This is a genomic window from Pseudomonas sp. R19M, assembly GCF_050312585.1.
Classification (GTDB): Bacteria; Pseudomonadota; Gammaproteobacteria; order Pseudomonadales; family Pseudomonadaceae; genus Aquipseudomonas; species Aquipseudomonas palleroniana.
Map to the genome: position 1 here is coordinate 18,912 of NZ_JBNPJV010000061.1, position 21,362 is coordinate 40,273.

The window sequence follows — 21,362 nt, forward strand, 5'->3', positions numbered from 1 at the left end:
TTGAGTTTCCGTTGTTCTCTGATCTTCATGTAAGAACACCCCCCGGATTTTCATGCACGGGTGTTGGGCATGTCCCAACGCGACGGCGCTTATCCGTGGGCGAAAATTAATTTCATAAAAATTGAAAATACCACCTGGGAATGATTTATGAGTTTCACAACCTATTCGACGTGACCCTTTCCGAGGAGTACCGCATGGCCGCATCACCGGGCTTCGGGCTATTGGCATACGCTGCCATCGCCATCATTGCTTTGATCGTGCTGATTGCACGTTACCGTCTCAACCCGTTTATCGTCATCACCCTGGTGTCCATCGGCCTGGCGCTGATGGCCGGGATGCCGGCGGACACGATCATGGGCTCGTATGAAGCGGGCGTTGGTAAAACCCTGGGGCATATTGCGCTGGTGGTCGCGTTGGGCACCATGCTCGGCAAGATGATGGCCGAGTCCGGTGGCGCCGAGCAGGTGGCGCGTACGTTGATCAACCGCTTCGGCGAGCGTAACGCGCATTGGGCGATGGTGTGTATTGCGTTCCTGGTGGGGTTGCCGCTGTTTTTCGAGGTCGGGTTTGTGTTGCTGGTGCCCATCGCGTTTACCGTGGCGCGGCGGGTGGGCGTGTCGATCCTGATGGTCGGCCTGCCGATGGTGGCCGGCCTGTCGGTGGTGCATGCGCTGGTGCCCCCGCACCCGGCGGCGATGATGGCGGTGCTGGCGTATAACGCATCGGTGGGGCAGACCGTGCTGTATGCGATCCTGATCGGTATTCCGACGGCGATCATTGCAGGCCCGGTCTACGCCAAATTCATCGTGCCGCGTATTCAGTTGCCGGCGCAAAACCCGCTGGAACGTCAGTTCATCGAGCGCGAACCGCGTACGCGCTTGCCGAGTTTCACGCTGACCATGGGCACCATCCTGTTGCCGGTGGTGCTGATGATGATCGGCGGCTGGGCCAACGTGCTTTCCACGCCGGGCACCGGGTTCAATCAGTTCCTGTTGTTTATCGGCAACTCGGTGATCGCGCTGCTGGTGGCGACCCTTGTCAGCTTCTGGACCTTGGGGATTGCCCAAGGCTTCAACCGCGAATCGATCCTCAAGTTCACCAACGAATGCCTGGCGCCGACTGCGAGCATCACCTTGCTGGTGGGGGCGGGCGGCGGTTTGAATCGGATTCTGGTGGACGCAGGCGTCACCCATGAAATTCTCGGCCTAGCCCATGCTTTCCAGCTGTCGCCGCTGGTGATGGGCTGGCTGTTTGCTGCGTTGATGCGTATTGCCACTGGCTCGGCCACCGTTGCCATGACCACCGCGTCCGGCGTGGTGGCACCGGTTGCCATGGGCTTGGGTTATCCACATCCCGAGTTGCTGGTGCTGGCTACCGGCGCAGGTTCGGTGATCTTTTCCCACGTTAACGACGGCGGCTTCTGGCTGATCAAGGAATACTTCAATATGACGGTCATCCAGACCTTCAAGACCTGGACCGTGCTGGAGACGCTGATTTCGGTGATTGCGTTCGGCCTGACCTACGGCTTGTCTCTGGTCCTATGAGCCTGATTGTGTAACCCGGAGCCACCATGGACATCCTTTACCAGATTCGCGCCCGCCAGGATTCATTCAGTGCCGGTGAAGGGCGTATCGCCAAGCTGATGCTCGATGATGTGGGCTTTGCGGCGTCGGCCAGCCTGGAGGCGTTGTCGTTGCGGGCCGAGGTCAGCACGGCCACGTTATCGCGGTTTGCACGCAGTGTGGGGTGCCGCGACTTGCGTGACCTGCGCCTGCAACTGGCGCAGGCCAGCGGCGTCGGCAGCCGCTTCCTGGACCCGGCGGGTCTGCCGGAGCAATCGGCCTTTCATCGACAGATCCTGGGCGATATCGAGGCCACGCTGCGTCAGCACCTGTCAGGGTTCAGCCAGGCGAGTTTTGCCGATGCGGTCAGTGTGTTGAGCAAGGCGCGGATGATCCATGCCTTCGGTATGGGCGGCCCATCAAGCCTGTGCAGCGATGAGTTGCAGGTGCGTCTGGTGCGCCTGGGTTATTCGATTGCCGCCAGCCATGACCCGGTGATGATGCGCGTCACGGCGGCGACACTGGGGCCGGAACAGGCGCTGATCGTCTGCTCGCTCACGGGGTTGACCCCTGAATTGCTCGACGTGGTCGCACTGGCGCGCAACTACGAGGCACGCATCATCGCGATCACCCTGGCCAACTCGCCATTGGCGCAGTTGGCGGACGTCGTGCTGGCGCTGCAACCGGCCGAAACCAGTTTTATCTACAAGCCCACCGCAGCGCGCTACGGCATGCTGCTGGCCATAGATCTGCTTGCCACCGAACTGGCGTTGGCCCAGCCGGACGACAACCAGGAGCGGCTGCGCCGGATCAAGCTGGCCCTGGACGATTATCGCGGCGGCCCCGACAGCCTGCCCCTTGGAGATTGAGATGAAGTACGACACGTTGATACGTCAGGCGCTGATCATTGATGGCAGCAACACGCCGGGCTATCTCGCCGATGTGGGGGTGTTGGCTGGACGTATCGAGACGATCGGTGATCTGGCAACGCTTACTGCCGCACATGAAGTCGACGCCCGCGGCCTGGTACTGGCGCCGGGGTTTGTCGATGTGCACACCCACGATGACACGGTGGTGATCCGCCATCCGCAGATGCTGCCCAAGCTCAGCCAGGGCGTGACGACGGTGATTGTCGGCAACTGTGGCATCAGCGCCGCGCCGGTGAGTTTGCGCGGCGATCCGCCGGACCCGATGAATTTGTTGGGCACGCGTGCTGCGTTCACTTACCCGCGCTTTGCCGATTATCGCGCTGCAGTCGAAGGCGCCCAGCCGGCCGTCAACGTGGCTGCATTGGTCGGCCATACGGCGCTGCGCAGCAACCACATGGACGATTTGCAGCGTACCGCCACACCGGATGAAATTGCTGCCATGCGTGGGCAGTTGCAGGAGAGCCTTGAGGCGGGTGCCCTGGGCTTATCCACAGGCCTGGCCTACGCCAGCGCGTTCAATGCAACGACCGATGAGGTGCTGCAACTGAGTGAAGAGCTGACGGCCTTCGGTGCGGTGTACACCACCCATTTGCGCAGCGAATTCGAGCCGGTGCTGGAGGCCATGGATGAGGCGTTTCTGATTGGTCGGCACGCCAAGGCGCCGGTGATCATTTCTCACCTCAAATGCGCCGGTGCGGGGAACTGGGGGCGCAGTCCGCAATTGCTGGCGTCGCTGGAGCAGGCGGCGAAAACGCATCCGGTGGGGTGTGACTGTTATCCCTATGCGGCCAGCTCATCGACCCTGGACTTGAAGCAAGTCACCGATGCGTTTCGCATTACCATCACGTGGTCGACGCCGCACCCGGAAGTGGGCGGGCGCGATCTGCAGGACATTGCCGCCAAATGGGGGCTTTCGCTGATGGACGCGGCCCGTCGCCTGCAACCGGCTGGCGCGGTGTACTACGGGATGGATGAGGCCGATGTGCGACGCATCCTCGCGCATCCGCTGTCGATGGTGGGGTCCGATGGGTTGCCTGAAGACCCGTTCCCTCATCCGCGTTTGTGGGGCGCGTTTCCCCGTGTGCTGGGGCATTTCAGTCGGGACGTAGGGCTGTTCCCGCTGCACACGGCGGTGCACAAGATGACCGGCCTGTCGGCGGCGCGGTTTGGCCTGACCGAACGCGGAGAGATTCGTGAGGGATATTGGGCTGACCTGGTGTTGTTTGACCCTTTGCACGTACGGGATGTGGCGGATTTCAAGGAGCCGCAGCGGGCGGCGCAGGGGATTGAGCGGGTGTGGGTCAATGGCGTGTTGAGCTACAGCGAGGGGCAGGCCAATGGTCAGCGCTCGGGGCGTTTCCTGGCGCGTAGCGGGGCGCTGGGCGGTGGGTTTTCGTCTCTGTAGTAGAGTTGCTTTCACGAGGGGCGTTGTCATGCGTTTTATCGCAGGCAATAAAAAACCGCCTTAGTAGGGCGGTTTTTTTTGCAAACCCGCTTGGTCGCCGGGTTTGCAGCCTCAAAGGAAGCAGTGATGTGCATCCCAGGCTCACGTGTTCCGGTAAGTGCGCTGGAGGTAAGGCCCAACCTAGGGAGGGCCGAGTATGTCTAAGTTTGCCTGTGGCGAGGGAGCTTGCTCCCGCTGGGCTGCGTAGCAGCCCCCAAAGCATTCACTGGGCTTTCAAGTCCGAATCGGCATCAACTTGATCAGGGCCGCTTCGCGGCCCAGCGGGAGCAAGCTCCCTCGCCACAGTGATAGCGCTATTTACACCCGGAAATGACTGACCATCTGCTGCAACTGGCTCCCCAATCGCGCCAGCTCCACGCTCGACTTGGCGGTCTCGTTGCTGGCGGTCGCCGTCTGCTCCGACACATCGCGCACATTCACGATGCTGCGGCTGATCTCTTCAGCCACGGCACTTTGCTGTTCGGCGGCCGCCGCGATCTGCTGATTCATCGACTGGATGTTCGACACCGTACGGGTGATGTTTTCCAGGGAGGCGCCGGCCTTGCGGGTCAGTTCGACACTGCTGTCGGTGAGGCTGCGGCTGTTGTTCATCACGTTGGCCACCTGCTGGGTGCCGTTCTGCAAACCGGCGACCAGGCCTTCGATTTCCTCGGTGGATTTCTGCGTGCGCTGAGCAAGGCCGCGCACCTCATCGGCGACCACGGCAAAGCCACGCCCGGCTTCACCGGCACGGGCGGCTTCAATGGCCGCGTTGAGGGCCAACAGGTTGGTTTGCTCGGCCACGGCCTTGATCACGTCCATCACGCTGCCGATCTTGTTGCTCTCTTGTTGCAGATGCGACATGGCGTCGGTGGAGCGCGCCACTTCGTCAGCCAGGCGCTCGATCTGGGCGATAGCTTCGGCGACCACCTTGTCACCCTCGCGGGCTTGGCCGTCAGCGTCGGAGGCCGCCTGGGAGGCTTGCTCTGCGTTACGCGCGACTTCCTGCACCGTCGCGGTCATTTCATGCATGGCGGTGGCGACCTGATCGGTCTCGACCTTTTGGCTGTTGACGCCCGCGCTGGTCTGTTCGGTAACGGCCGACAACTCTTCGGCGGCACTGGCGATTTGCGTCACACCGTCACGGATGCCGCTGATCAATTCACGCAAGGTGGTGCCCATGCGCTGGATACCTTGTTGCAGCACGCCCAGTTCATCCCGGCGGGTAACCTGGATGTTGTGGCTCAGGTCGCCGGAAGCGATGCGCTCGACCACCGCCAGGGTGTCTTGCAGTGGGCGTGTGATCTGGCGGGTGATCACCCAGGCAGCGATGATGCCAACCAGCAACGCCAGCAGGGTGCTGATCAGTTGCAGGCTGCGCGCCTGGGTACTTTCGGCATCGCGACGAGTGAGCTGGATGTCATACAGCTTGTCACTGAGCGTGACGATGTCGGCACCCTGGGTGGTCATTTCGGCGCGGGCAGCGACGATATTCGCGTTAGCGGCCTTGTAGTTCTGCAGGGCGCTGCGGTAGGCGCCGAGGGCGGTTTCCAGCGCGCTCAGTGCGCTTTGCTGGCTGGCGCCGAAGACGCTGTTGAGGTCTTTCAGGCCGGTAATGGCTTTTTCAATCTGTGCGACGGCGCGGGCTTCGGTGTCCGGGTTGACATCGCCGGTGTAGCCGCGCACTTCAAAGCGCGCCAGTTGGAACTGCATCTTGGCTTCGGCCACGGCCTGGAATTGCGCCAGGTGCTCCGAGCTGTCAGGCATTTGCTTCACCGAGGCTTCCAACGCGTTGATCTGGGCGTTGGCGATATCGGCCTTGTCGCCCATCACCTGGCGTGAGGCGTTGCCGTTACGGTAGGCCTCTCGCATCTTGTTCAGGGACTGTTGATAGGCGGTAATGACGGCTTTCTGCTCGTTGAGCAGCTTGAGGTTTTCCGGGCTCTTGAAACTGTCCAGCAGCTTCTGTTGCTGGGCGGCGAATGTATCCAGGTTCGCTTGTACGTTCTGGGCCACGGTTTCGTCGCCGTTGGCGAGCATGTACTGCAGGCGCGCGATGCGCAGTTTGGTCAGCGAGGCGTTGAGCTGGGTAATGTCGCTCATCCAGTTGCTGCGGTCGATCAGGCCGCCCAGGCTGGTCCAGCCGGTCAGTGCCAGGATCGAGGTGAGGACAAGCACCAGGCCGAAGCCCAGGCCCAGTTTGAGGTTGACGCTGATGTTACCGAACCAGCTGTTCATTGAAAGCTCCGCAAAGTGTGATCTGAATGCTGGGCGGTGTTGTTGTTTGAGCCAGCTGAGGTATGTAGGCCATATCGGCAGCACGGGCAGAATCTGAAATGTCTTTTGTCCGGTAGATCGAAAGGGGGCCCCCGGCCGACGGGCGGGCAGGAGCCCCCGAGGCATCACGGTGCCGGTGTCAGATGGATCTCGTACTTGAGCGCTTCGATCAGTTGGCTTTGATAGACAAAACGCTTGTCGCGAATCCCCTCCCACCGGTCGATGAAGAACTGGCCCATGTCATCGATCTGAATCGGCGTGACCACGATGTCGCCACTGTTGGAATGGTGCACCAGGTTCGTCTCGTAGGCCGATGGCCGCTCGATGATGAAGTGTCCCTTGAGGCGCAACCGCTCGCGGCTTGGCGGCGCGGGTGGACGCATGGCGCGCCTGCCGGCGACACCGACCTGCAGTGTGAAGTCGCTGCGCAAGGCCAATGAGCTGGTCTCATCCACGACCCAGCCGCCCTGTTGCAGGGTGCGTGCAGTGCCGGCGGCAGCATCGCGCACATGCAGGCTGACGGCATCCTGCAACTGGGCAATACCGGGCACCAACAGGTTCATATCGGTGTGCCCGCTGCCCATGAACGCCACCCATTTATGGGGCCCGAACGCAGCCTGGTCGGCCTTGATCACTTCGTTGGCGAAATAATTGAACAGCGTGTTGCGCGGGCTGCTGCCCCTGGCCCCTTTGGTGTGGTAGCTGGCAGTGCAATCCAGTGCGCGCACGCGCAGCCCGTATTTGTTGGCGGCCTTGATCACGTTGGTATAAGTGTTCGGCCCGGTGTACATGAGCATATGGCCCTGGTCCTGGGCATTCAGGTAGGCCTGCAAGCCGCTGGGCATTTTCAGCGTGTCATGCAGGATATCCAGTTCGTGCTGGTGCAGGTCGGTCAGCAGGTGTTCGACATAGAGCGTTTTTACCCCCTGTTTCTTCAGCAGCTTCATGTGCTTGATCAGGAATTCCTTACTCGACTGCGCCGAGTGCGCCTCTCCGATGACAAGCCCGAGTTTTTGTTGAAAGAGGCGCTTGATCAGGTCCTCTTCGCTCGCAAGGTTGGCCAGGTAAGCCAGGGCACTGCGTCGTGGCGCTGTGTACCCGGCAAAAAAGGCTTCGGCGTGTTCGATCAAGCGCTCGCGAATACGCATGAACTCAGCGAACGTGGCCTGGCGAGGGTCGCCCTGATGCAAGGCGTAGCGTGTATCCAGGCCACGATGAGACGCTGCCAATTGCCCGGCCTGCTTCTTCATGGTGTGGGGCATGTCGAACTCGTTGAAGTGCGTGGTGCCGGCCCTGGCCGCAGGCGCCTGCGCCACTGCCGGTTGGGCGCGCACGTGCAGGTTCGTCGACAGCGACAACGTGAGATGCCCCCTGGACTGCGCCGCAGGCAAGGTGTCGACCCAGACGCCCACGGGCTGGTCAGGTGCCACGTCTTGAACGCGCAGTGCCAAGGTGTTTTGCAGATCGGCCAGGCCGGTGGTCATCGCGTGGCTTCCCATGCGGTCCTGCTCGACCAGGGCGATCCAGCCTTCCCCGGGGCGATTTTTCACGTTGCGCGCAATCGCCTGGTGCGAATAGAAATTTCGCAGCCGGCTCGAGCGTGGGATAAGCCGCTCGCCGTCGCCCAGGGCCAGCACGTGCTCCATGTGGTAGGAGCTCGACGCATCCAGCCCATCGATGATCACGTTGTGTTTGTGCGCTTCAAGCACCAGCTTGCGGAAACTGAAAGGCGCATCGGCAGCGAACCCCAAGGCCTGATCGACCCTGGCCAGATGCTCAGTGATGCGTTCAAGTGCCACCGCGACATTGCCTTCGACTTCGCGGTTGAGGATCTTCAGTTTGCTGCGAAACACGTCAACCGGCAGGTTTTCGATGTACAGCCGCTTGAGCCCTTGCTCGGCCAGGGACTGCATGTTTTCGATCAACAATTGTTTGCTGGCGATGGACGCATTATGGGCGCCGATGAGCAGCTGTTTACCCGGCGAGAACAAAAGCTTGAGCAGTTCGGCGTGCGCGGTTTCTGCGGCCACTGGGGGGACTTGCGGCTTGATGGGGTGTACGCGGGGACGCAGGAAGAAAGCCTCGGCATCCTTCGTCAGTTGCTCGATCTGGCCGACGTAGGCATTGCGTAGCGGCTGCAACTGGTCGTAGACGTAGCGCTGGGTAGCGCCGATGACGTCGGGATCCCAATTGGTGACCAGCCGGGCTTTGAAGCCTTCATCGAGTACGGCTCGGAAATATTTACCTTCGCTGGGCGAAATCTCGTATTTCGCCAGAGAGTCGTCGACCTCTTCGGGTAGCAGCTCATATTTCTTGCGCCCGCCACCGGTCACGCCGGAACGCACCCAGCGACCCTCGGTATCCTGGTTGACCAAGCGTGCGGTCGAGCGCATCTGGCCGGAGGCCGGGTCCTGGCGGTAGAGCAGGTGACGGCCCAGGGCGTCCGGGGTGGGCTTGACCCAGTAGGGCTGGCCATCGAACAGCAGCGGTTGCATGTCTGGCGGGCTGGTGGGTTCGAGTTGTTTGAGCAGTGCGCTGTCAGCCGCCTGTTTACCGGTTTTGAGTGTCGGACGCAGTGCGTTGAACGGCCCGCGAAAGGCAGGTCTCAGGTCAAACAGCAGCGCACCGCCCAGGTTGGCCAGGTACCCGATGTAATGCAGCAATGCACCGTCGCGGTCACCCTGGTGCCACGCGTTGAGTGCGAGCAGCGCATCCTTGAATGCGAGCAACCCGCCCAGGGTCAGGCTGAGAATCGGAAAGGGAATGGTCGCGATGGCAGTGACCCATTCGACGCAGGTCCAGACAATGCCCATGATCATCTGCGTACGGTTCACCGTAGTGGCGTGGACGTCGTCGATCCGGCGTTGCAATATCATGTTGTAGAACTCGTGACGCAGGTCGGTCAAGGGCGTGACGCGCTCGATGCTGTCGTAATGGGGGCGGCTGGGGCTGGTGCGGTTGATGTCGTCGGGCAGGCCCTTCTTGGCGGTTTCGAGTACATCCCGGATACGTGCCTGGGACTGCTGCGCGGTGCGGCTACAGAAATATTCCACCGCACCATCGAGGGTCTTGAGCAGGTAGTTGAACAGTTTCGCTTCACGAAAACTGATGCCATCCGGGGCATTCGGGGTGTACAGCAGCACCGGGTTATCCGCGTGGCTGAACAGGTAAACGCCCATGACCCAACTGCCGTCGATAAACAGGCGATGTATTTTGTAAGTGGTGCGCTGGGTCACTGCACTCTGGCCCAGGCTGCTGATCGCCTGGGTCAACCAAGTCAGGTCGACATTGGCGATATGCCCTTCGAGGCGTGATTGCAGAGCGGCATTTTGCATTTGCAACTGGGTGATCTTCAGCGTGGCATTGCGCCTTTCGGTATAGCCCGGGCTGCTGGCGGCCTGCAATTGCGTGTGTACCAGGTCGGTGTAACGTTTGCCGATCCATGCGCCTCTTACTGCGGCCGCGACCTTCTGCGAGGTCAGCGTGCTCAGGTCGACACCGGGCGGGCCACGAAACGTCGCAGAGCTGGAAAAGTCTTCGTTGATAAAACCCACGTTGTCCGCGTACCCGTCGCGATACAGTTCGGTGTAGGACACAGGTTTCGGCCCTTGGCCCAACAACGGTTTGGGGGTGTAGGCAAAAACCAGGTCCGGGTCGACCTTGTTGTGCGTCCGGCCCAGTAGCTTATTGAGGCTGAGGGTGGCCTGTTCATGCACATACGCGGCAAAGGTCGGGAAGTTGGCCTCCGCATCCGGCCGGGCGTTGTAGGTGCGTAAGGCGCCTTCGGCATCTTCGGCGAGGCTTGTCAGGCGGATGCGCTCAGTTTGAGAGGCGGAGCGCAGCCAGAGCGGGCTGCTGTATTCATAGTCGTCGATCAATTGCGCCATCAGGTGCTCGACCATGGCGTCCAGGCAGGCATTGTGGGTGCAGGGCGTACCCAGGGTGACTTCCTCGTGCTCCATGGCATCCGGTCGAAAACCCAGCTTGCTGGCGACAATGCGCATGGTCGGCCGAAAGCGCTGTGGCACTTGCTCCAGCAGGTAGTCGACCATGGTTTTTCCGTTATGCCGGGTCGTGTCCGCCGCCCAGGCGAGAATGTGCGTCTGGCATTCGCGCAGGCTGTTGAAGCCGATAAACATTTGCCCCCTTGGTGAGTCGGGAGTGCACAGCAGCAAGCGTTTGGGTTGCCCGTTGGTGTCGTTCTCGCGCAGCAGCCACAAGTCCTTGAGCTGCGCGCCATGCAGCAGCACGGTCTGCGCACGCAGCGCCGAGCCGGGCGTGCTGCGCAATTGTTCAAACAATTGATAGTCGGCGGCGCTCAAGTGGCCTTGCAGGTTGGCGGTATAGGCCAACAGTGCCAGGCGTCGATCGAGCATGGCCTTGGTCGCCTGGCGGATTTCGGGCGTAGCCATGGCTTTTTTCTGCTGGGCGGCAAACTCCAGGCGCGGGTCCAGCGGTTGCAACAGGTCGAGCAGGCTTTGTGGCGTGAGGTGCGCGTGGCGACCTTGCAACGGTGCGCCGGCGTAGCTCAGGGTGGTGTGCTTGAGAAAGGCTGAGCCGGGCAGACGGTCGTCGCTGTGCAAACCCGCGAGGGCGACATCTACCAGGCTGCGCTGTTGCACGTAGGCGCCCACGTCCGCCACTTCGCGGCGGGTGGTGACGAGCAGTTGCTGCGGGTCGAGGTCATGGATCTCCAACTGGTCGGCCAATTGTTCGAGCAACTGGTAATGGGCCAGGGCACCAGGGGTTATCCAGGGGCCGAACAGTTCAAGAAATGTCTGCCGGGCCTGGTTGTACTGAACGATGCAGTCCGCCAGGTGGGCTTGCTTCGCGTCATCGGCGTTGCGGTACCAGTCGGGCAAGCTTTTATGCAACGCCCACTCCAGCAGGCGCTGGCGCCGCATTGCCAGGCGCTGGGACAGGTCGGGCATGGCCGCACTGATAGCGGCGTCCAGCTCTTCGATCAACTGCGCACTGTCAGTTCGCGGGTTATTGACCAGGCTCAGCGCAAGGTCGATGTCCAGGCGACGTTTGTCGAGCAGCGCCTGGTAGCTGTGTTCGAACACCAGCAGGTCGTCGATCGGCCGCAGCTCCAGCGGCCAGATGTCGGCGACGCCCAAGTGTTGATAACGCACCGGCAAGTGCCGGAGGATTTCTCCGCGCTCGGCCATGTTCGCTTTCAGGCTCTGGTCGAGTTCGAGCAGGGTATCGAACCCATACAGGCCCGCCGATGGCGTAAAGAGCAGTACCGGGCCGAGCGTGGCATCACTGGTCAGGCTATCGACCACCGGGCTCGGCTGGCGCGTCAATACAAATGCGCCGGCGAATTCGACGCTTTGCTCCTGATAGGTGAACGTCAATGCATAGATGCCTGGTCGCAACGACGGCACGCGTGAGCAATCCTCAAGCATGCGCAGGTCGACCGGGTTCAGCAGATGATCCTTGATATTGAGGCTGGCCTCCCGTTCCAGTGCCGTGCTGCCGGCGGCGTAGCGCATGAAGGTCTGACGGCCTTGACCGGTGACGGAGCTGGTGTCATCAAGGTCTTGCAACTGTTCGTTCAGTTTGGCCCGCAGGCGGGTCAACAACGCCTTGCCGCCGGTTTGGCTGAGGTCGACTTGGGCCAGGTCCTGATAGAGCGCGCGTGCCTGGTCGAGGAAAGTGTGGTTGGCTTGCTTGAGCGTGGCGTTCAATTTTTCCAGGTCAGTCAGCTCCTGGGGCGGTGGGGCAGGCTTGCTGACTTGGCTGCGCAGGCTTGGATCAATCTCAAGCAACTGCGCGTGCAGTTGCTCAAGTTGGGATGCAGAGGGTGTGCTCATGGCACCGTCTCCAATGTGATGGAAGGAGCCTCAGCATGAGATGCCGGCTTGGAACGACGGCGGTAGATAGGTACGTGCGCAGGGCTCATCACAGACGACGCATGTGTGCTAGTCTGCTGGCCCTTTTAGTTCTGGGCGGCGCGGGAAACGGCGTTTTCCTGTGTGGCCCTACAGCGGAGCCTCTTCATGTCCGAAGTTAATCTGTCCACCGACGAAACCCGCGTCAGCTACGGTATCGGCCGTCAGTTGGGCGACCAACTGCGCGACAACCCACCACCGGGCGTGAGCCTGGACGCTATCCTGGCCGGCCTGACCGACGCCTTCGGCGGTAAGCCAAGCCGTGTGGACCAGGAGCAAATGGCTGCAAGCTTCAAAGTCATCCGCGAGATCATGCAAGCCGAAGCCGCTGCCAAGGCTGAAGCCGCTGCTGGCGCCGGCCTGGCATTCCTGGCGGAAAACGCCAAGCGCGATGGCATCACCACCCTCGCTTCCGGTCTGCAATTTGAAGTGCTGACTGCCGGTACCGGCGCCAAGCCAACCCGTGAAGATCAAGTACGTACCCACTACCATGGCACCCTGATCGACGGCACTGTGTTCGACAGTTCCTACGAGCGCGGTCAGCCTGCAGAATTCCCGGTAGGGGGTGTGATCGCCGGCTGGACCGAAGCCCTGCAACTGATGAATGCCGGCAGCAAATGGCGTCTGTACGTGCCGAGCGAACTGGCTTACGGCGCTCAAGGCGTTGGCAGCATTCCACCGCACAGCGTTCTGGTGTTCGACGTCGAGCTGCTCGACGTTCTGTAAGACCTGCTGATTATCTGTGGGAACGAGCGTGCTCGCTCCCACAGTGTTTTGCGGGTGTGTTCATGGATGGAACTTGCCATTGAGCTCCGTCGCCGGGCGCAACGCTCGGGCATAGCAGAATAGAAACAGGTTTCTCACCACCTCTTTCAGCACACCGGGTTCACTTGAACTCAAACCATTGACGTCCAGGTCACCCTGGTCCTGCAGTTCGTTCAGCGCTTCCTCTTCCAGTACTGCGCAAACCTCACCGGTTTCCCGATGCAGAATCCGCAGGTAGGGGTGTGGGCGGTCCAGCCAGGCATCGATCAAATAAGTCATGGTTCATTCTCCTTGATGGGTTTCAATGAGAATAATTCTTATTCGCCGAATAGCAAGTGTCTATTGGCGGTTTTTTGGGTTTTCTGGATGGACCGTTGCGTTCGGTCAAAGGAGATGGCGAAACGCCACCCCGCGGCGGGCGCGGGATGGAACCAACAGATTCAGACCTTGCGGACGAATTCGGACTTGAGTTTCATCGGGCCGATGCCGTCGATCTTGCAGTCGATATCGTGGTCGCCGTCGCACAGGCGGATGTTCTTGACCTTGGTGCCGACCTTGACCACCAGGGACGTGCCTTTGACCTTGAGGTCCTTGATCACGGTGATGGTGTCGCCGTCTTGCAGGACGTTGCCCACAGAGTCTTTCTTCACTGTTTCGTCGCTGGCCGCTTCGGCTTCGCCGTTGACGGACCACTCATGGGCGCATTCCGGGCAGATCAGCTGGGCGCCGTCTTCGTAGGTGTATTCGGAATTGCATTTTGGGCAGGGTGGCAACGTGCTCACTAAAGTTCCTTGAAAGTCAGGAGGGCTAAAAGTCGCACATTATATAGGGAATTGGGCCAGGGGCGGGAATTGGTAATAGGCTTGAATGTGGGAGGGGGGCTCCCACATGCAGGTATTTCAGTGTGTCCGCGCGACCGCGAACTCACTCAGTTCGACCAGGGCGTCCCGGTATTCGCTGGCCGGCAGGGCTTCCAAGCACGCGATGGCACGGGCCGCGAAGTCGCGCGCCAGTTGCGCGGTGTAATCCAGGGAGCCGGAGGCTTCAACGGCTGCACGGATGGCTTCCAGGTCTTCGATCCCGCCTTTCTGGATCGCCTTGCGTACCAGCGCAGCCTGTTCCGGGGTGCCTTCACGCATGGTGTAGATCAACGGCAGGGTCGGTTTGCCTTCGGCCAGGTCGTCGCCGACGTTCTTGCCCAGGGTTTCTGCGTCGCCACGGTAGTCGAGCAGGTCATCCACCAGTTGGAACGCCACGCCCAGGTGGTCGCCAAAAGTGCGCAGGGCTTCGGCCTGTGCGGCGGTCGCGCCGCACAGGGCGGCTGCGCTATGGGTCGAAGCTTCGAAGAGCATCGCGGTTTTGCCGCGAATGACTTCCATGTAGGTTTCTTCGGTGGTGCTGGCGTCGCGGACCTTCGACAGCTGCAATACTTCGCCTTCGGCGATGATGCGCGTGGCTTGTGAAAGAATTTTCATCACCGGCATCGAACCCAGTTCGACCATCATTTCGAACGAGCGCGAGTAAAGGAAATCGCCCACCAGGACGCTGGGAGCGTTGCCCCACATGGCATTGGCGGTTTCGCGACCCCGACGCATGCCGGACATGTCGACCACGTCGTCATGCAGCAGGGTGGCGGTGTGCAGGAACTCGATAGTTGCTGCCAGCAGGCGCAGGTCATCGCCTTGGCGGCCCAGGGCCTTGCCGCACAGCAACACTAATAAAGGACGCAGGCGTTTACCGCCCGCCGACGTAATGTAGTCGCCAATTTTGGAGACCAGCGGCACTTTAGACGTCAGCTGCTGCTTGATGATGCCGTCGACGGCGCTAAAATCGTCCGCGACCGCGCGGTAGAAAGCTTGGGGTTGCATCAGCGACAGTCGCTCCAGAAGGGTTGCGCGGCATGCTAGGACCCTGACCCCGCAGTGTCAAGGCGCGATGGACGGCCACTTGCAAGGCCTCTATAGCTTGCGTACAATCGCGCACCCTGAACTTCCTGGGCAGCACCTGCCTTACGCAATTGCATTCGGGACGTCCATCCCATGCAGCCATGCCAGCCAATACCTCTTCTTATAAAGAGCTGGGTGAGCAGGATTATCGGAGAAATACCATGTCGTACGCAGTAATTGTTACTGGTGGCAAGCAATACAAGGTCGCCCCAGGTGAATACCTGAAGATCGAAAAACTGGAAATCGCTACCGGCGAATCCGTTACTTTTGATCGCGTTCTGTTGGTCGCCAATGGCGATGACGTGAACATCGGCGCTCCAGTTGTTGCTGGCGCTACCGTTGTGGCTGAAGTGATCTCCCAAGGTCGTCACGATAAAGTCCGCATCATCAAGTTCCGTCGTCGTAAGCACCACATGAAGCGTATGGGCCACCGCCAGTGGTACACCGAGATCAAAATCACCGGTATTCAGGCTTAATTTCAGCCTAATTCCTCACTAGGAGAATTGACTCATGGCACACAAAAAAGCTGGTGGTAGTACCCGTAACGGTCGCGACTCAGAAGCCAAACGCCTTGGCGTGAAGATGTATGGCGGCCAGAAAATCATTCCGGGCAACATCATCGTGCGTCAGCGCGGCACCCAATTCCACGCCGGTTACGGTGTAGGCATGGGTAAAGATCACACCCTCTTCGCGAAAATCGAAGGCGTGATCAAGTTTGAAGTAAAAGGCGCTTTCAACCGCCGTTACGTGAGCGTTGTCGCAGCTTAATCGCGAGATCGCTGGAAAAGCCCTGTCTTGCGACGGGGCTTTTTCGTTTGTGGAGTGAGTCTCTTGCAAAGCTGTTTGTAATGGGCGAGAGCAGCAGGATTTGCGGTCGTTGCTTGAGGTCGCTGCGCTCATTTTTGCAAGAGTCTTATGTCTTGGTTTCTTAAGCTCGTCCAAGAGGCGAGAGGCGTTTTGTTATGAAGTTCGTTGATGAAGTTTCCATCCGAGTAAAAGCAGGCGACGGCGGTAACGGTTGCATGAGTTTCCGTCGCGAAAAATTCATCGAAAACGGTGGCCCCAACGGCGGTGATGGCGGTGACGGCGGTTCCATCTACATGATGGCCGACGAAAACCTCAACACCCTGGTCGACTACCGTTACACCCGGCACTTCGACGCCGAGCGTGGCTCCAACGGCGGCAGCACCGACTGCACCGGTAAAAAAGGCGAGGACCTGGTACTGCGCGTACCGGTCGGCACCACGATCATCGACTCCGCGACCCAGGAAGTGATTGGCGACCTGACCAAGGCCGGCCAGAAGCTGATGGTTGTGCAGGGCGGCTGGCACGGTCTGGGTAACACCCGATTCAAGTCCAGTACCAACCGTGCACCGCGCCAGACCACACCGGGCAAGCCGGGCGAGCAGCGTGACCTGAAGCTGGAAATGAAAGTACTCGCCGACGTGGGCCTGCTGGGCCTGCCGAACGCCGGTAAAAGTACCTTCATCCGCTCGGTCTCGGCGGCCAAGCCGAAAGTCGCCGACTACCCGTTCACCACCCTGGTGCCGAACCTGGGCGTGGTCAGCGTCGACCGTTGGAAAAGCTTCGTGATCGCCGACATTCCCGGCCTGATCGAAGGTGCTTCCGATGGCGCTGGCCTGGGCATCCGCTTCCTCAAGCACTTGTCGCGTACCCGTTTGCTGCTGCATCTGGTCGACATGGCCCCGCTGGATGACACCAGCGCGCCGGACGCCGCCGAAGTGATCGTCAACGAGTTGACCAAGTTCAGCCCGTCCCTGGCTGAGCGTGATCGCTGGCTGGTACTGAACAAGTGCGACCAGATCCTCGAAGAAGAACACGAGGCCCGCGTCAAGGAAATCGTCGACCGCCTGGAGTGGGAAGGCCCGGTCTATGTGATCTCGGCCATCGCCAAAGAAGGCACCGAGCGCCTGACCCGCGACATCATGCGCTACCTCGAAGACCGCGCCGACCGCCTGGCGGCCGACCCGGTGTACAAGGCCGAACTGGCCGAGCTCGACCAGCGCATCGAAGACGAAGCCCGTGCTCAGCTGCAGGCCCTGGATGACCAGCGTGCCCTGCGCCGCAGCGGCGTGAAGTCGGTCCATGACATCGGCGACGATGATTGGGACGAAGAAGACGTGGATGATGAAGATGGCCCGGAAATCATTTACGTGCGCGACTGATTCGTTGCGATAAACTTGAACGCCGCTCCTTATAGAGCGGCGTTTTGGTATCCGGGTATAACGTTATGGGCGGCGCTGGGTCGCGCGGCCCTCACTTTAAGGTTGAAGATGATGCGGAGCAAAGTGACAGGTGCGCAGCGCTGGGTCGTGAAGATCGGCAGTGCGTTGCTGACGGCGGATGGCAAGGGGCTCGATCGCGCAGCCATGAGCGTCTGGGTCGAGCAAATGGTGGCCTTGCATGAGGCCGGTGTCGAGTTGGTGCTGGTGTCGTCCGGGGCGGTTGCCGCCGGGATGAGCCGCCTCGGCTGGACCGCGCGACCCAGCGCGATGCACGAACTGCAAGCCGCCGCCGCCATCGGCCAGATGGGCCTGGTGCAAGCCTGGGAATCCAGCTTCGCCGAGCACGGCCGCCACACCGCGCAGGTCCTGCTGACCCACGACGACCTGTCCGACCGCAAGCGCTATCTCAACGCCCGCAGTACCCTGCGTGCGCTGGTGGAGCTCAAGGTCATCCCGGTGATCAATGAAAACGACACGGTGGTCACCGACGAAATCCGCTTCGGCGACAACGACACCTTGGCCGCCCTGGTAGCCAACCTGGTGGAGGCCGACCTGCTGGTGATCCTCACCGACCGCGATGGCATGTTCGACGCCGACCCGCGCAATAACCCCGACGCGCAATTGATCTACGAAGCCCGTGCCGATGACCCGGCCCTGGACGCCGTGGCCGGCAGCGTCGGTGGCGCCCTGGGCCGTGGCGGCATGCAGACCAAGCTGCGTGCCGCACGCCTGGCTGCGCGTTCCGGTGCGCACACCATCATCGTCGGCGGGCGCCTGGAGCGTGTGCTGGACCGCCTCAAGGCTGGTGAACGTATCGGTACGCTGCTGTCGCCGGAGCGCGGCATGCTGGCTGCGCGCAAACAGTGGCTGGCCGGCCATCTGCAAACCCGTGGCACCCTGGTGCTGGACGATGGCGCTGTGTCGGCCTTGTCTCAAGGCAACAAGAGCCTGCTGCCGGTGGGCGTCAAGCTGGTGCAAGGCAGTTTCCGCCGTGGCGAGATGGTCGTGTGCGTTGCGCCGGACGGCCGTGAGATCGCCCGCGGCCTGGCCAACTACAGCGCGCTGGAAGCGCAGAAAATCATTGGGCAATCGTCTGACGCGATTGTCGGACTATTGGGTTACATGGCCGAACCGGAACTGGTTCACCGCGATAACCTGATCCTGGTTTAACCAAAGGAATACACGATGCGCGTAATGAAGGGATTGCTCGGCCTGCTGCTGGCCATGCCGCTGCTGGCTAGTGCCGAAGAAATCGGTCAGGTGTCGACGGTGTTCAAGTTCGTCGGCCCCAACGACCGCATTGTGGTCGAGGCGTTTGACGACCCCAAGGTTGATGGCGTGACCTGCTACCTGTCCCGCGCCAAGACCGGCGGTGTCAAAGGTGGCCTGGGCCTGGCCGAAGACCGCGCCGAAGCCTCGATTGCCTGCCGCCAGGTCGGGCCGATTCGCTTCAAGGGCGAACTCAAGGACGGCGACGAAGTGTTCAAGGAGCGCACCTCCCTGGTGTTCAAGACCATGCAAGTGGTGCGCTTTCTCGATAAGAAGCGCAATACCCTGGTTTACCTGGTCTACAGCGACCGTTTGATCGAAGGCAGCCCGCAGAATGCAGTGACTGCGATTCCGATTTTGCCCTGGCCTACCGCTCAGTAACTCGCAGGCGAGTTTTGCAATCGGCGTCTATGATTGCAGGCTTGCGGGTTGTAATCTCGCAGAGCCGCAATGCGAAGAACATGGGATATCTGGAGTTCGTCATGAGCGCTTTCCACGACCTGAAACTCAAAGCTTTAGACGGACATGAGCTGCCGCTGGCGCCTTTCAAGGGGCAAGTGGTACTGGTGGTCAACGTGGCCTCCAAATGTGGCCTGACCCCGCAATACGCGGCGTTGGAAAACCTCTATCAGCAGTACAAGGACCAGGGTTTTACCGTGCTTGGCCTGCCTTGCAACCAGTTTGCAGGCCAGGAACCGGGCACCGAGGAAGAAATCCAGGCGTTCTGCAGCCTCAACTACGGCGTGACGTTTCCATTGGGCAGCAAGCTTGATGTGAATGGCCATGATCGCCATCAGCTCTACCGCTTGTTGGCGGGCGAGGGCGCAGAGTTTCCTGGGGATATCACCTGGAACTTCGAAAAATTCCTGCTGGGCAAGGATGGGCGAGTGCTTGCACGCTTTTCGCCGCGCACCGCGCCGGACGATCCAACGATCGTCCATGCCATCGAAAAAGCCCTGAGCTGAACATCTCTCGGTGTTGCTTCAAGCTGCAAGTAGGCCGCTCTTCTTGAGGCTTGCAGCTTGCCGCTGCCTCCATATCCCTTAATCACCCAGATCAATAGTGCTATGAAGCACCTTGAACTCACCATATTATCGGCATCATAAATCCAGTCTCCCGTGGAGCGCTTCCATGCCTGTCCAAGCCTTGTTCAAACCGTTCCAGCTCGGTGCACTGACGCTGTCGACCCGCGTAGTCATGGCGCCGATGACCCGCTCGTTCTCCCCAGGTGGCGTGCCCAATTCCAAGGTCATCGAGTACTACCGCCGCCGCGCTGCCGCCGGCGTGGGGCTGATCATTACCGAAGGCACTGTGGTGGGGCATCAAGCGTCCAACGGCTACCCGAATGTTCCGCATTTCTACGGTGATGCCGCACTGGCCGGTTGGAAAAAAGTGGTCGACGCCGTACACGCAGAAGGGGGCAAGATTGTCCCGCAGCTGTGGCATGTGGGCAGCGTGCGCCGCATCGGCACCGAACCGGACGCCAGCGTGCCGGCATATGGTCCGATGGAAAAACTCAAGGATGGCGCCGTCGTTGTCCATGGCATGACCACCCAAGACATCAAAGACGTGATCAATGCCTTCGCCCAAGCCGCCAAGGATGCCCAACGCATCGGTATGGACGGCGTGGAGATCCACGGTGCCCACGGCTACCTGGTGGACCAGTTCTTCTGGGAAGGCAGCAACCAGCGCACCGACGAATATGGTGGCAGCCTGGCCAACCGTTCGCGCTTTGCCATCGAGTTGATCCAGGCGGCCCGCGCCGCTGTCGGCCCTGATTTCCCGATCATTTTCCGTTTCTCCCAATGGAAGCAGCAGGACTACACCGCGCGCCTGGTGCACACCCCGCAGGCGCTGGGAGAATTCCTCAAGCCGTTGGCCGACGCCGGTGTGGATATTTTCCACTGCTCTACCCGTCGCTTCTGGGAGCCGGAGTTTGAAGGCTCCGACCTCAACCTGGCCGGCTGGACCCGCCAACTCACCGGCAAGCCAACCATCACGGTCGGGAGCGTCGGCCTGGATGGCGAGTTCCTGCAGTTCATGGTCAACACCGATAAAGTTGCACAGCCGGCGAGCCTGGAAAAACTGCTGGAGCGCCTGAACAACGAGGAGTTTGACCTGGTAGCCGTAGGGCGCGCACTGCTGGTGGACCCGGATTGGGCGGTGAAGGTGCGCGAAGGACGCGAGAGTGACATCCTGCCGTTCAGTCGTGAGGCATTGACGACCCTGGTTTGAATGGCAGGTAAACATGCGGTTTTCAACGGGAGGCAAGGGGTGGAAGACCCTGCCTCCCGTTTTGTTTCAGCTATTTACTGCGTTGTCCTGTCACAGGTCGCGGTATGGGTTGTTCCCCCCGGCGGGTATGTTGCGGCTGGTTCCAGCCGTCATCCGCGCGGGGGTAGTGCGGACGGTGACTGTCGTAATCCGGTCGGGTAGGTAGCGGGCGGTTCCAGCCATAATCAGGTCGGGTGTATTGCGGTCGGTGATTATCGTAGTCCGGGCGGGTTGGGTAAGGACGGTGATTATCGTAGTCCGGGGGGCTTGGGTAAGGACGGTGATTGTCGTAGTCCGGGCGGGCTGGGTAAGGACGATGATTGTCATAGTCCGGGCGGGTTGCGTACGGACGGTGGTGATTGTCGTATTCCGGGCGGGTAGGACGCGGACGGTAACTGCCGTAATCCGGGTGGGTAGGCAGTGGCTGATTCCAGCCGTAATCCGGACGTTCAGGCCGTGGTTGGCCCCAATTGGGCGGGGTTTCCTTTCCATACATCGCCATTTCATATCCGCCGCCGGATCGCCTCAATTCGGGAGCCTGTGCAGTGTTCTGGGTCTGCGTGTTGTGGTGCAGCAATTGCGGAGCCATTGGCCCATTGATCAGTGTCGACATAACGCTCTCTATCAATTTTTCGTGAGAAATACCTGCCTGATTCGGGGTGATCCAACAGGAAAACACCTTCGATAGCAGGTGTCATGTGGGTGGTGACTGGCAGCGCGACGTTCCCGAAATATGCCGTTGTAGCTCGGTGA

Annotated in this window: 16 protein-coding genes and 1 pseudogene; 11 read left to right on the forward strand and 6 right to left on the reverse strand. The window is 60.6% G+C overall.

What is annotated here, in order from left to right; genetic code table 11:
- The first annotated feature begins 140 nt into the window (after positions 1-140).
- From ACQRBT_RS12255 to ACQRBT_RS12265, 3 genes are read left to right on the forward strand one after another with little or no spacing between them, the layout of a single operon-like run.
- The gene (locus tag ACQRBT_RS12255) at positions 141-1,544 is read left to right on the forward strand and encodes a gluconate:H+ symporter (protein WP_060754400.1); all 1,404 of its coding nucleotides are present in this window, start codon (positions 141-143) and stop codon (positions 1,542-1,544) included.
- 26 nt (positions 1,545-1,570) lie between these two features.
- Positions 1,571-2,431, forward strand: a complete 861-nt coding sequence (locus ACQRBT_RS12260) for a MurR/RpiR family transcriptional regulator (RefSeq protein WP_060754399.1) — start codon at positions 1,571-1,573, stop codon at positions 2,429-2,431.
- Position 2,432: 1 nt separating this feature from the next.
- The gene (locus tag ACQRBT_RS12265) at positions 2,433-3,896 is read left to right on the forward strand and encodes an N-acyl-D-amino-acid deacylase family protein (RefSeq protein ID WP_412046714.1); all 1,464 of its coding nucleotides are present in this window, start codon (positions 2,433-2,435) and stop codon (positions 3,894-3,896) included.
- Positions 3,897-4,253: 357 nt separating this feature from the next.
- Here ACQRBT_RS12265 and ACQRBT_RS12270 read toward each other — a convergent pair whose 3' ends face one another.
- From ACQRBT_RS12270 to ACQRBT_RS12280, 3 genes and pseudogenes are all read right to left on the reverse strand, one after another.
- Positions 4,254-5,117, reverse strand: a complete 864-nt coding sequence (locus tag ACQRBT_RS12270) for a methyl-accepting chemotaxis protein (RefSeq protein WP_372241717.1) — start codon at positions 5,115-5,117, stop codon at positions 4,254-4,256.
- A gap of 39 nt (positions 5,118-5,156) precedes the next feature.
- A pseudogene (locus tag ACQRBT_RS12275) lies at positions 5,157-6,338 on the reverse strand (methyl-accepting chemotaxis protein); the annotation flags it as partial.
- Entirely contained in the window at positions 6,338-12,031 is a 5,694-nt protein-coding gene (locus ACQRBT_RS12280) for a toxin (protein WP_412046715.1), read from the reverse strand. The pseudogene ACQRBT_RS12275 and the gene ACQRBT_RS12280, both read right to left, overlap by 1 nt.
- Before the next feature lie 186 nt (positions 12,032-12,217).
- Here ACQRBT_RS12280 and ACQRBT_RS12285 point away from each other — a divergent pair, with 186 nt between their 5' ends.
- Positions 12,218-12,835, forward strand: a complete 618-nt coding sequence (locus tag ACQRBT_RS12285) for an FKBP-type peptidyl-prolyl cis-trans isomerase (protein ID WP_060754395.1) — start codon at positions 12,218-12,220, stop codon at positions 12,833-12,835.
- A gap of 60 nt (positions 12,836-12,895) precedes the next feature.
- Here the strand turns inward: ACQRBT_RS12285 and ACQRBT_RS12290 are convergent, their stop codons facing one another.
- The 3 genes from ACQRBT_RS12290 to ACQRBT_RS12300 form a co-directional block, all read right to left on the reverse strand.
- Entirely contained in the window at positions 12,896-13,153 is a 258-nt protein-coding gene (locus ACQRBT_RS12290) for a hypothetical protein (protein ID WP_003194088.1), read from the reverse strand.
- A 161-nt stretch (positions 13,154-13,314) separates the two neighbouring features.
- Positions 13,315-13,656, reverse strand: a complete 342-nt coding sequence (locus tag ACQRBT_RS12295) for a zinc ribbon domain-containing protein YjdM (protein WP_060754394.1) — start codon at positions 13,654-13,656, stop codon at positions 13,315-13,317.
- Positions 13,657-13,773: 117 nt separating this feature from the next.
- Positions 13,774-14,742 carry a polyprenyl synthetase family protein gene (locus tag ACQRBT_RS12300; RefSeq protein WP_060754393.1) on the reverse strand — a complete coding sequence of 323 codons (969 nt, stop codon included), beginning with the start codon at positions 14,740-14,742 and terminating at the stop codon, positions 13,774-13,776.
- A gap of 239 nt (positions 14,743-14,981) precedes the next feature.
- Here ACQRBT_RS12300 and rplU point away from each other — a divergent pair, with 239 nt between their 5' ends.
- The 7 genes from rplU to ACQRBT_RS12335 all read left to right on the forward strand — a co-directional run bounded on the left by rplU (position 14,982) and on the right by ACQRBT_RS12335 (position 20,570).
- The gene (gene rplU, locus ACQRBT_RS12305) at positions 14,982-15,296 is read left to right on the forward strand and encodes a 50S ribosomal protein L21 (protein WP_003176051.1); all 315 of its coding nucleotides are present in this window, start codon (positions 14,982-14,984) and stop codon (positions 15,294-15,296) included.
- Between the two features lie 34 nt (positions 15,297-15,330).
- Positions 15,331-15,588, forward strand: a complete 258-nt coding sequence (rpmA, locus tag ACQRBT_RS12310; protein ID WP_003176049.1) for a 50S ribosomal protein L27 — start codon at positions 15,331-15,333, stop codon at positions 15,586-15,588.
- Positions 15,589-15,782: 194 nt separating this feature from the next.
- The gene (gene cgtA, locus ACQRBT_RS12315) at positions 15,783-17,006 is read left to right on the forward strand and encodes an Obg family GTPase CgtA (protein WP_060754392.1); all 1,224 of its coding nucleotides are present in this window, start codon (positions 15,783-15,785) and stop codon (positions 17,004-17,006) included.
- Between the two features lie 111 nt (positions 17,007-17,117).
- A complete protein-coding gene (gene proB / locus ACQRBT_RS12320) occupies positions 17,118-18,236 on the forward strand; it encodes a glutamate 5-kinase (RefSeq protein ID WP_060754391.1) in 1,119 nt (372 codons plus the stop codon).
- A 15-nt stretch (positions 18,237-18,251) separates the two neighbouring features.
- Positions 18,252-18,716 carry a CreA family protein gene (locus ACQRBT_RS12325; RefSeq protein WP_015885841.1) on the forward strand — a complete coding sequence of 155 codons (465 nt, stop codon included), beginning with the start codon at positions 18,252-18,254 and terminating at the stop codon, positions 18,714-18,716.
- A gap of 101 nt (positions 18,717-18,817) precedes the next feature.
- On the forward strand, positions 18,818-19,300 hold the full coding sequence (locus ACQRBT_RS12330; RefSeq protein WP_060754390.1) for a glutathione peroxidase: 483 nt from the start codon (positions 18,818-18,820) through the stop codon (positions 19,298-19,300).
- Positions 19,301-19,466: 166 nt separating this feature from the next.
- Positions 19,467-20,570 (forward strand): NADH:flavin oxidoreductase, encoded by a 1,104-nt coding sequence (locus tag ACQRBT_RS12335; protein ID WP_104994805.1) that lies wholly within the window; start codon positions 19,467-19,469, stop codon positions 20,568-20,570.
- Positions 20,571-21,362 lie beyond the last annotated feature (792 nt).

Coding starts and splice junctions, on each gene's coding strand:
- ACQRBT_RS12255 (WP_060754400.1), top strand. CDS start 141: ATGATTTATGAGTTTCACAACCTATTCGACGTGACCCTTTCCGAGGAG.
- ACQRBT_RS12260 (WP_060754399.1), top strand. CDS start 1,571: ATGGACATCCTTTACCAGATTCGCGCCCGCCAGGATTCATTCAGTGCC.
- ACQRBT_RS12265 (WP_412046714.1), top strand. CDS start 2,433: ATGAAGTACGACACGTTGATACGTCAGGCGCTGATCATTGATGGCAGC.
- ACQRBT_RS12270 (WP_372241717.1), bottom strand. CDS start 5,117: ATGGGCACCACCTTGCGTGAATTGATCAGCGGCATCCGTGACGGTGTG.
- ACQRBT_RS12280 (WP_412046715.1), bottom strand. CDS start 12,031: ATGAGCACACCCTCTGCATCCCAACTTGAGCAACTGCACGCGCAGTTG.
- ACQRBT_RS12285 (WP_060754395.1), top strand. CDS start 12,218: ATGTCCGAAGTTAATCTGTCCACCGACGAAACCCGCGTCAGCTACGGT.
- ACQRBT_RS12290 (WP_003194088.1), bottom strand. CDS start 13,153: ATGACTTATTTGATCGATGCCTGGCTGGACCGCCCACACCCCTACCTG.
- ACQRBT_RS12300 (WP_060754393.1), bottom strand. CDS start 14,742: ATGCAACCCCAAGCTTTCTACCGCGCGGTCGCGGACGATTTTAGCGCC.
- rplU (WP_003176051.1), top strand. CDS start 14,982: ATGTCGTACGCAGTAATTGTTACTGGTGGCAAGCAATACAAGGTCGCC.
- rpmA (WP_003176049.1), top strand. CDS start 15,331: ATGGCACACAAAAAAGCTGGTGGTAGTACCCGTAACGGTCGCGACTCA.
- cgtA (WP_060754392.1), top strand. CDS start 15,783: ATGAAGTTCGTTGATGAAGTTTCCATCCGAGTAAAAGCAGGCGACGGC.
- proB (WP_060754391.1), top strand. CDS start 17,118: ATGCGGAGCAAAGTGACAGGTGCGCAGCGCTGGGTCGTGAAGATCGGC.
- ACQRBT_RS12325 (WP_015885841.1), top strand. CDS start 18,252: ATGCGCGTAATGAAGGGATTGCTCGGCCTGCTGCTGGCCATGCCGCTG.
- ACQRBT_RS12330 (WP_060754390.1), top strand. CDS start 18,818: ATGAGCGCTTTCCACGACCTGAAACTCAAAGCTTTAGACGGACATGAG.
- ACQRBT_RS12335 (WP_104994805.1), top strand. CDS start 19,467: ATGCCTGTCCAAGCCTTGTTCAAACCGTTCCAGCTCGGTGCACTGACG.